The sequence below is a fragment of the Okeania sp. SIO3B5 genome, assembly GCF_010692555.1.
GTDB lineage: Bacteria > Cyanobacteriota > Cyanobacteriia > Cyanobacteriales > Microcoleaceae > Okeania.
In genome coordinates, this window is the sequence record NZ_JAAHHG010000377.1 from 1 (window position 1) to 9908 (window position 9908).

Here is a 9908-nt window from a genome sequence, read left to right on the forward strand (position 1 = left end):
TGTAGGGGAGTAGGGGAGTAGGGTAGTAGAGAGTAGGGAGTAGGGAGTAGGGTAGTAGGGGAGTAGAGAGTAGGGGAGAAAGAATCATAGTAGATAGGAAAAACTACTTAAGTTATCGAAAAAAATGTGCTTTTTCATACACTTTTTCTCTGACAAAAACCTTTGGAAGACTTATACATAACCTGTCTATTTTGTCAAGTTTTATGTTAAGAAAGATGTTTATAAAGCATAGCTTTGAAAGGGGGGAGAAGGCAGAAGGAAATTCTGACTCCTGACTCCTGACTCCTGACTCCTTCTTCAATACCTAATCCTCTATTTTTCCTACTTTTTGCAATGCCGCTCTGAGATTACCTTGGTATTCAGATAAAATCTTGTCGCCTTCTTCTTTTTCTAAACCACTCCAATACATAAAAAGTGCCAACTTAACTGAATCGTTACTTTTATTTAATAATTGTGTGGCCTCATCCCTACTTAAATCAGTTAAATCCTCAATAATGCGTAGAGCGCGATCGCGTAACTTAGTATTTTTCACTGCTACGTCAACCATACGATTACCATAAACTTTTCCCAGTCCTACCATTACTCCCGTTGATAAAATATTCAAAGCCATTTTTGTCACTGTTCCTGCCTTTAAGCGTGTGGAACCTGCCAATAACTCTGGGCCAACTACTAACCGAATATCCACATCTACTTCCACACTAAACTGATCTACAGGCACACAAGTAATAAAAATTGTTTTTGCCCCCCTTTGTTTTGCTGCTTCTAAAGCACCATGGACATAAGGAGTTGTACCACCAGCAGTAATACCGACTACCACATCCAAATTCGTAATATGGCGCGAAGCGATCGCCTGACTACCATCTTCAAACTGGTCTTCCAAATCTTCAGAACTACGGACTAAAGCACCCGCACCACCAGCGATAATTCCTTGTACCAAATCCGAGGGCGTGCAAAATGTTGGAGGACATTCAGCCGCATCTAGTACCCCCAAACGACCACTTGTACCAGCGCCCACATAAAAAAGTTTGCCACCTTGGCGTAAAGCTTCAGTAGTAATGTCCACTGCCTGAGCCAATTGTAGACGGGATGCAGCGATCGCTTCTAAAGTTCGCCGATCCTCTTGATTAAATAAGTCCACCAACTCTAAAGAGCTTAACTTATCTAAATTCTGACTATTGGGATTAACCTGTTCTGTCAATAAATGACCTCGTGCCTGTAAATTGTCCATCTTTAGCCCGTTACTGATAAAAAATTCTTTTTGTTTAGGGAGTAGGGAGTAGGGAGTAGGGAGTAGAAACGTTGTATATAACGTCCCTACAGAGTAGAAAAATGCTTTTGCTACTGTAGTCTATCTATAGTGAAAACCTTTATGTGCTTAGGATCAACCCAGTACGGTCTGATTTTTTTCCCACTGTTCTCTATTCTCTGTTCCCTGTTATCTGGTATATCTTAAAGTTTGACAAAAAAATCAATTAGATATGTATTTAAGGGTTTTACTTATGGAGAATAAAAAATACTTTTAATTTTTAAATTTTAACTTGATTTTGTACAAAACAACTATAGAACCCTTATGGTATCTTTGCACGTGGTATGTGCTTTTGGCATAGAAGTCAATCCTGGTGAATTCAGAAGATTCAGTGAGAGAATATAGCAAAAAGGTAGAAAAATACTTCCATCTCCCCCACTCCCTCACTCCCTCACTCCCTTACTCCCCCACTCCCCTACTCCCCCACTCCCCCACTCCCCATCTTTACAACAAATGGGTTCTACAAAAGACCTTCCAGTTGGCGCCTAATTCTATCTAAGTCAGGCACATTTTCACCCTTTTCAGTAATTGGATCTGGATCTAGTTGCCAATCAGTATTTTCTACATTATTCTCTGGGGGTATCTCCAAAGCACCTGCTGGTATAACTTTCCACTCATAATTTACACCCCTACAGAATTCCATAATTTCTTCTTGGTCAAATTCTTCCACCGCAGGAGAAGGAAAATCTTGAGCTTCTAGCAACACACCAAAGCGAGTGGCATCATCTTCTGATTCAAACATCAAGACCTGATTACGATCGCCACTTTGAATAGTATGAATTCCTTCATTTTCAGTTCTAGCATTGAATAGTAAAACAAATACTCGCATAATTTTTCCTAATGTGAATAGACAATTGTTTTGTTTATATTAGTAGAGACGAACAAATAATGTCTAAATTATAGTCAAGGAAAGGAGACGGTGAAAAGTGTAGGGAGGGTGGAGAGTACATTGTCTGATGTTACCATAGTCTCACCTTTCAAGGGGATGAGAAAAGTAAACTTCAGTATTTCAGTGCTTCTGACTTTAGCGGTTGGTACTGATAACTGATAACTGATAACTGATAACTGAAATGACAAATACTCCAGATAATTTTAATCAGCAAACTGATACCTCCAAGTCTAGAAATTGGCGCAGAATAGTAATTATTAGTGGTCTGGGTTTAGGGACAGTCTTTGTAGGAGGGGGAGCAGTAGGAACTTGGTGGTTTCAAGAAAAATTAGCCCCAATGGTGAGTGAGAATCTCACTAGACTTACCCAAAGGCCAGTTAAAGTGGGCGAACTGAAAAAATTTAGAATTGGTTATCTAGAATTTGGTCCTTCTTCTCTACCTCCAACTTCAACTGACTCGATCGCTGCTTCTACGGAGATAGTTAAGGTTAGGTATGCTCTTGGACCTCTGTTATTTAAAACCCTGAAACTTGATATTACATTTGGAAAATCTGAAGCTAATCTACAACAACAAGCTGATGGTTCGTTTAAAATTCCAGAATTGGCCGATCTACCACCTCCTCCTTTTAATGTTGATATTACAGCTCTACGTTTCCCAGAACTGGATGTTAGTATTTTGCCTGCTGAAACAGGAAAGTCTTCTGAACCGATACTTTTAGATTTGAGTAATAGTGAAGTTCTTTCTAAGGATAAATTGCAACGTTGGTTGGTAGATCTGAATGGGAAAGTTATTGATGGTGGTGGTAATTTTCGGGTTGATGCTGATGCTAATCTCAAAAACTCGGAAGTTAAAGCTGATGTTGTAGCGCAAAAATTGCAATTACCAATATTTGTTCCTTTAGCATTAGCGTTGGAAAATATTCCTGATGTGAGTCTGCAAAGTGGGGTATTAAATGCAGACCTCCGGGCTCAGATTAAATTAACTGATAAAGTTGCTGATCTTGTACAAAATATCCAGGGAAAAGTTAGTTTGCAGGAGTTGAATGCTAACAGCAGTCTCTTGAGCGACACTGTTAACTTGAATACGGTTGCTAATGTTGCTTGGCCAAAAGTTACGGTGGAAAATTTAAACGCTAACTACGGGAATATTGGATTAAAGCTCAAGGGTACAGCACAAACAACGGCGGACTTAGACCCTCAAAATCTTAATCTGAATTTGAATGCGGAGGTTTTGCCTGTTAGTTTCGACACTTTGTTTAATACTGCTACTAGAGAAATTGATTTGCTCTCGGGTAAAATTGAAACGGCAGAAACTAAGCAGCAACTTCAGCAAATTCGGAGTCAAATTCAGGATATTAGACCTTTGTTAGATGGGGGTGTGAAAACTAATTTCAGTATTGTTGGTAGTTTGCTGCAACCAGTGATTTCAGGAAAAGTTCAAACGACTGAAGTTACTAGGGTTGATAGATTAAGATTTAAGGATATTGCGACAAAATTTACTATTAGTCCGCAGTTAAACCAAGAATTTCAACCGCTCAATTTAACTGCTGGTTTTTCTGACTTAAAAATTAGTCCGGTGGTGGGAGGGAAAATTACAGGTAATTCAGAATTCAGAATTCAGAATTCAGAATTCAGAATTCAGGAGTCAGTTCAACAAAGTCAAAATTTCCTACGGAATGCTTCCCTGCAGGATGCTACGCAAACGCAAACAAAAGTCAAAATTCAAAAGTTAGAAGTCGCGAGTCGGGAGTCAGTTCCACAAACTCAAAAGTTAGAAGTCGCGAGTCAACCCACCCCTAACCCCTCCCAGGAGGGGAAGTCAGTCAGTAAGGAGCAAGAAACTAATTTGGCATTGCATAATTGCGGGATGATTTTGTCAGAGAGCAGAAAGCATAATCCCCGTGTCTCCGTGTCTCCGTGTCCCCGTGTCAGCCGAAATAGTCCCAGTATTCAGCAACGCCCTAATTTTAATCCTGTAGTTGACTTAAACCTGAAGGTAGAAAATGTACCACTAGAACCGATCGCTCAACAATATGGCATTACTTCACCTCTTCCCCTGGGTGACTTTTCTACTGAAGTTGCGATCGCTGGAGCTTTGGAAAGTCTGAAAGGGCAAGTTCAATGGCGGTTACCAAAAGCTGTTTATCCGGTGAGTGGTACTGTTGATATTGTTGATAGTCAGGCGAATATTAAAAATACTGTTGTCGAAGTTGGTGGGGGAAAGGTTAATATTGATGGTACTGCTAATCTGGAAAACTGGCAAGTCAACGTTACTGTCAATCAAATTAATTTAGATAATTTAGAACCTTTAAAACCATTGGGTTTACCATCTGGGTTGGAAGGTATTGTTAATGCTCAAGCTAATTCTTCTGGTCTCACGAGAGATTTTTCAATTAATAGTATTGATGGGAATGGGAGTGGGGTAATAAATATTGCTGGCGGTCAAGTTAATTTTAATGCTCGGGCAAATAATGGTAATTTGCAAGGTAAGGGAAATGCTGTTCAATTGAGTTTGAGTGCTTTAGAAAGAATCGGGAGAAATGCAAATCTTCTGACAACTCCTAATCCTATTTTATCTAGTCAAACTGATGGGAATGTTAATGGTGAAGCTACTTTTTCAGCTAATCTAAATGATTTAAGTTTGCCTGGCATAACGAGTGGTTTTCAGGGGAATGTTAATATCGCTAATGGTACGGTTAATGCTAATGGGCAAGTTAATAATGGTAAGTTTCAAGCATTAGTTGATACTGAAGAATTACCACTTAATCCTTTGTTAGATTTGGGGTTGTCGGCAGTCAATTCTGGTATTATTACTGACCAGGAACAATTAAATAATATTAGAGCTAATATTCCCAGGTTAAAAACTTTGAATGGTAGACTCAATGGTAAGGTTAATTTATCAGGAAATCTGACAAATATTGCCCCGGAAAATATAGCAGGAGATTTAGTGGGAAATCTCAAAATTGATGAAGGTACAATTAATGCTACAGGTAGTTTAAATTCGGGTAATTTTCAAACGACAGTTAAAACTAATCAAATATCTCTTACTGCCGTCGAAAAGTTATTAACAGAAGCACAAATTGTTTCTCTGAAAAGTAATGTTTTACCAACAGATACTAAGGGAAATATTCAGGGGGGAGCGACTGTATCTGGAAATATTAATAATTTAACTCCCGCAGGAATTTCTATTGATGGGGATGGGAAAGTAATTATTGCTGGAGGAACTGTTAACGCTACGGGTAAGTTAAATAATGGTAATTTTCAAGCTTCAGTTAATAGCAGTAAATTAGCAGTAAATCCACTTCTGGATTTGGGAGAAGCAGTTTTAACATCGGGATTAATACCAGTAGAAGCTAATCAAATTCAAACTTTACGAGCTACTATTCCTGCTATTAAAACTTTAAATAGTCAAGTTGATGTTAATGCTAATTTATCTGGAAATTTAAACAATTTATCTCCTGAAGCAATTACTGCAAATACTAATACTCAGTTATTTATTGATGGTAATGCTGTTAATATTGATGGAAGGCTTGAGCGAGGCAACTTTTTTGCAAATGTAGAAACAGAAAATATTGCTTTACGCCCTTTGGAAGAAACTATCAGAAAAACTGGTTTAATTGCCATACCAGCTAGTGCAACTTTACCCCCAGGAATTGAAGGAGAATTATTTGGCAATCTGAGCGTATTTGGCAACTTAAATAATCTGAATCCTCAAGCAATAGCTGCTGATGGAACTGGAAAATTAATTATTGGAAATAATACAATTAATGCCACAGGAAAATTAGACAATGGTAATTTTACAGCCTCAGCGATCGCCGAACCTATTCCATTGAGTTTTGTCAAAAAAATAGCTAAAGAGCTAGACAGGGATTTGGGCACGGATAACGCGGATTTGGGCACGGATAACAGGGATTTGGGCACGGATAACACGAATTTGGGCACGGATAACACGAATAAGGAAATTATAGAGTTAGTTTTGCCTTATTTAGAAACAATAAATGGGAATATTCTCGGTAGTGCTAAAGTCGCCGGAAATTTAGAGAATTTAAACCCAGAAGCTATAGCTGCTGAAGCGGAAGGAAAAGTACTTTTAGCAGATGGTGGAGCAGTTAATATTACAGGAAAATTAGTAGGTCAAAAATGGGAAACTTCTGTAGTGGGAGAGCAAATTCCTTTAGAACAATTTTCGGCAGCATTGGAAAAACAAGAACAAACAAAACCAGCCGTTGCAGCTATTAGACAGGTGCAAAATTTATTAGGGCAAGCTGAAAATTTACCAGTAATTGGTGGCTTTTTAAATACAAATATAGACCTGTCTGGAACTCTAGCAAATTTATCTCCAGAAGCAATAGCAGCTCAAGCTAAATTAACACTTTCAGAATTACCAGTTATTCAACAACCTCTTAATTCTCTGTTTGACTGGAATGGTAAACAAGTAGAAATAGAAAAAGTTTCTATCCCGCCAAATGTTAATGCTAATGGAATCGTAGGGACGAATCGCGATTCGTCCCTACCGACAATTTCTGGAATTAATATTAATGTCAATTTGTCAGATTTTGACTTAGAATCTCTGCCCATAGAAAAATTAACGCAAGATTTACCCATAGAAAAAAAAGGAGAGTTATTAACAGGTAGAGTCAACTTTGATGGAAAAGTCATCGGTAAATCTATCGAAGATTTAAGTTTAGTTGGTAATGTTGTCTTGCGAAACTTAGCCGTAAATTCAGTAGATTTTGATTCCGTTTTATCTGGAAAATTAAATGCAGGAATAACTGATGGAGTAACATTTGAAATTGCTGGCGAACAAGACCGTATAGAATTAGTATTAGATCGATTTGATGAAACCTATTTTCCCACTGCTTTCTTAATTCAACGCGATGAAGCAAAACTCGCAGGAGTGACAGAAGGAGAAAACCTCCTGGTGACATTAGAGCAATTTCCTGTAGAATTATTAGATATAGCGCCAGCAGCACAACTTGATATCGGTGCAGTTTCCGGGGAAGCATCCGCCAAAATAGCAATATCTGGTCTGAGAACATTCGACCTGAACTCGATCGCAGCAAACGGAAATCTTGCAGTTGCCAAACCTAGCATTGGTTATATAGATGCAGAGAGTTTCACCGCAGATATAAATTTTGCCAAAGGTGTAGGAACTCTCAATGACGGTACATTATTATTAGGTGACAGTCGATATATCCTACAAGCAATGGTCGATATTAATTCTCCCGATGGCAATTTCGACCCCAAATTTGCTGGCAGTCTCAAAATAGAAAAAGGTGAAGTTCAAGATATTTTGACCGCACTCCAATGGTTTAACTTAGAAGATATTGCGCGAGGTATAGCAACTCCAAATTATGCCAGTGCAGCAAATGTGCAACCAGATGCGGCAGGTTTTCCAGAAAATACACCAGTAATTTCCCAACTGCGTCGGTTTGCCGAAATTAAAGCTTTGCTAAAACAACAACAAAAAAGTCAACAACCAAATATTCCCATACCAATACCACCCCTTGCAGACCTAGATATAACTTTTTCAGCAGAAATAGCAGCAGAAGGATCTTTGCAGTCTGGTGTTGACGGCAAATTTGACATCAACGGTAGCGACTGGAGTTGGGGACCTTACAAAGTCGATAAATTTCTGCTAGAGGGTAAATATGAAAACGAAGTGCTGACAGTCAAACCACTAGAAGTACGAGCAGGAGAAACATTATTAGCATTTAATGGAGATTTGAGTCTAGAAAATCAGACTGGGAAATTACAATTAGAAAATATAGATTTAGCAGAAATACAGAAATTTGCCCAAGATTATATACCACCAAATATCAATATTAATATTGCAGGAAAATTGAATGCTGAAACAGAAATAGGAGGAAATTTAGAAGACCCCAGAGCTATAGGCAAAATCAATATAGTAGACGGCACCTTAAACGAAACACCCATTGAGAAAGCACAAACCGAGTTTAGTTACAAAACCGGACGCCTGCTTTTTGGTGGAGGTCTTTCCATAATTGGAGACCCAATTTTGTATAGAGGCGATATACCCATAGACTTACCCTTTGCTCAAGTTTCCGCAGGCAGCGATCTAATTAACGTCAGTGTCAATATTAAAAATGATGCGTTGCAGATAGTTAATATTTTGACCGATCAGGTAACTTTAAATTCTGGTCAAGGAGATATATTATTGGAGGTCAAAGGAACATTACAACAACCAAAACCAGAAGGATATGCTAAATTTGCAGACATGAGTATCACAGCAGCAGCATTTCCCCAACCCCTAACAGACTTAGAAGGTACAGTTTTATTTCAGAGCGATCGTATAGAAGTAAAAGAACTCCAAGGAATTATTAGTGATGGTAAAGTTGAAGTCATTGGGGTTTTACCAATTTTTCAACCCTTTGGCAGTCAAGAACCAGATATAAAAAACCCCCTGACAATTACATTAGACCAACTGAATGTAGACTTTCAACGAGTTTTTCAAGGTGGTATTGATGGAAAAGTAGTTATTACAGGTGCAGCTTTGGAACCAGAAATAGGCGGTAACGTTGAAGTCTCCCAAGGTAAAATATTTTTGAATCAGGCAGCAGGTTTTGCAGCAGCAGCAGGAAATGGAGAAAATGCACCTGGTTTTGGCATGGAAGATTTTGAGGTTAGTCTAAATAATTTTCAAGTGACTCTAAGCGATCGCCTACTGATGATTAGTCCAGGACTAGCTAACTTTGAAGTTGCAGGTGGTTTACTGATAAACGGCACCCTCAGCGATATTAGTCCAAGCGGTGAGATCGACCTTGTAGCAGGGGTAATTAATCTATTTACTACAGAATTGCGTTTAGACCCCAACTATAACAACACAGCTACCTTTACCCCAATTAATGGACTCGATCCCATTGTGGATGTACAGCTATTAGCATCAGCTTTTGAGACCAACCGCTCATCATCCCCATCATCACCATTATCATCCGAGACAATAGACGCTCCATCACCAGGCACCTTGAATAGTAGTCAGAGAGTTAGAATTATGGCAACAGCAAAAGGACCTCTATCAGAATTAGAAAATAACTTAGAGTTGACCAGTTCTCCAAGGCGATCGGAAGTACAAATAGTCAGTTTGTTGGGCGGTAATATCATTAATACCCTTAGTGAAGATAGGAATTTAGCATTAGCTAATGTAGCAAGTACCACCATTCTTGCTAACTTACAACAGGATATTATTGCAGCGACTGGGTTAAGTGAATTTCGGATATTTCCTGCAAGTATTCCTAAACGTGGAGCGCGACGTGCTTCCTCTTTGGGTTGGGGTTTGGAGGTAGGTGTTGATGTGACGAATCAATTAGGAGTATCCATGACTAGACTTTTTGGTGCCAATGAACCAACAGAGTTTTCTCTGCGTTATCAAGTTAATGATGAAGTACGCGTTCGAGGAGGGAGTAACTTTAATGATAATGCAGTATTATCAGTGGAATATGAAGTACAATTTTGATTTTGTTAGGAGTCATTTCAGTTATCAGTTATCAGTTATCAGTTATCAGCTATTGGTAGTGGACAGTTTCAGCTAAAATAGTGCTTTAGAGAAGTCAGGGCAAGACACGGATTTTGCCACGGATGCACGGATGGACGCTTGCGCGGCTTGAGAGGGGAGGCCGAGGCCTGCGTCAATAACCAAGGGCACATCGGGGAAATGGGCACGCATTGCGCGCAAGCCAAAGACGTTGTTTAGAC

At 39.0% G+C, this 9908-nt stretch carries 3 protein-coding genes; 1 reads left to right on the forward strand and 2 read right to left on the reverse strand.

Going from position 1 to position 9908, the window contains the following annotated elements:
- Positions 1-304 precede the first annotated feature (304 nt).
- Positions 305-1228 (reverse strand): N-acetylmuramic acid 6-phosphate etherase, encoded by a 924-nt coding sequence (gene murQ / locus F6K54_RS32415; RefSeq protein WP_293087211.1) that lies wholly within the window; start codon positions 1226-1228, stop codon positions 305-307.
- 538 nt (positions 1229-1766) lie between these two features.
- The gene (locus tag F6K54_RS32420; protein WP_293087214.1) at positions 1767-2135 is read right to left on the reverse strand and encodes a DUF3110 domain-containing protein; all 369 of its coding nucleotides are present in this window, start codon (positions 2133-2135) and stop codon (positions 1767-1769) included.
- 241 nt (positions 2136-2376) lie between these two features.
- On the opposite strand from F6K54_RS32420, the gene F6K54_RS32425 reads away from it, so the two are divergent.
- Complete coding sequence (locus F6K54_RS32425) at positions 2377-9669, forward strand: translocation/assembly module TamB domain-containing protein (protein ID WP_293087217.1); 7293 nt, start codon at positions 2377-2379, stop codon at positions 9667-9669.
- Positions 9670-9908 lie beyond the last annotated feature (239 nt).

Coding starts and splice junctions, on each gene's coding strand:
- F6K54_RS32425 (WP_293087217.1), top strand. CDS start 2,377: ATGACAAATACTCCAGATAATTTTAATCAGCAAACTGATACCTCCAAG.
- F6K54_RS32420 (WP_293087214.1), bottom strand. CDS start 2,135: ATGCGAGTATTTGTTTTACTATTCAATGCTAGAACTGAAAATGAAGGA.
- murQ (WP_293087211.1), bottom strand. CDS start 1,228: ATGGACAATTTACAGGCACGAGGTCATTTATTGACAGAACAGGTTAAT.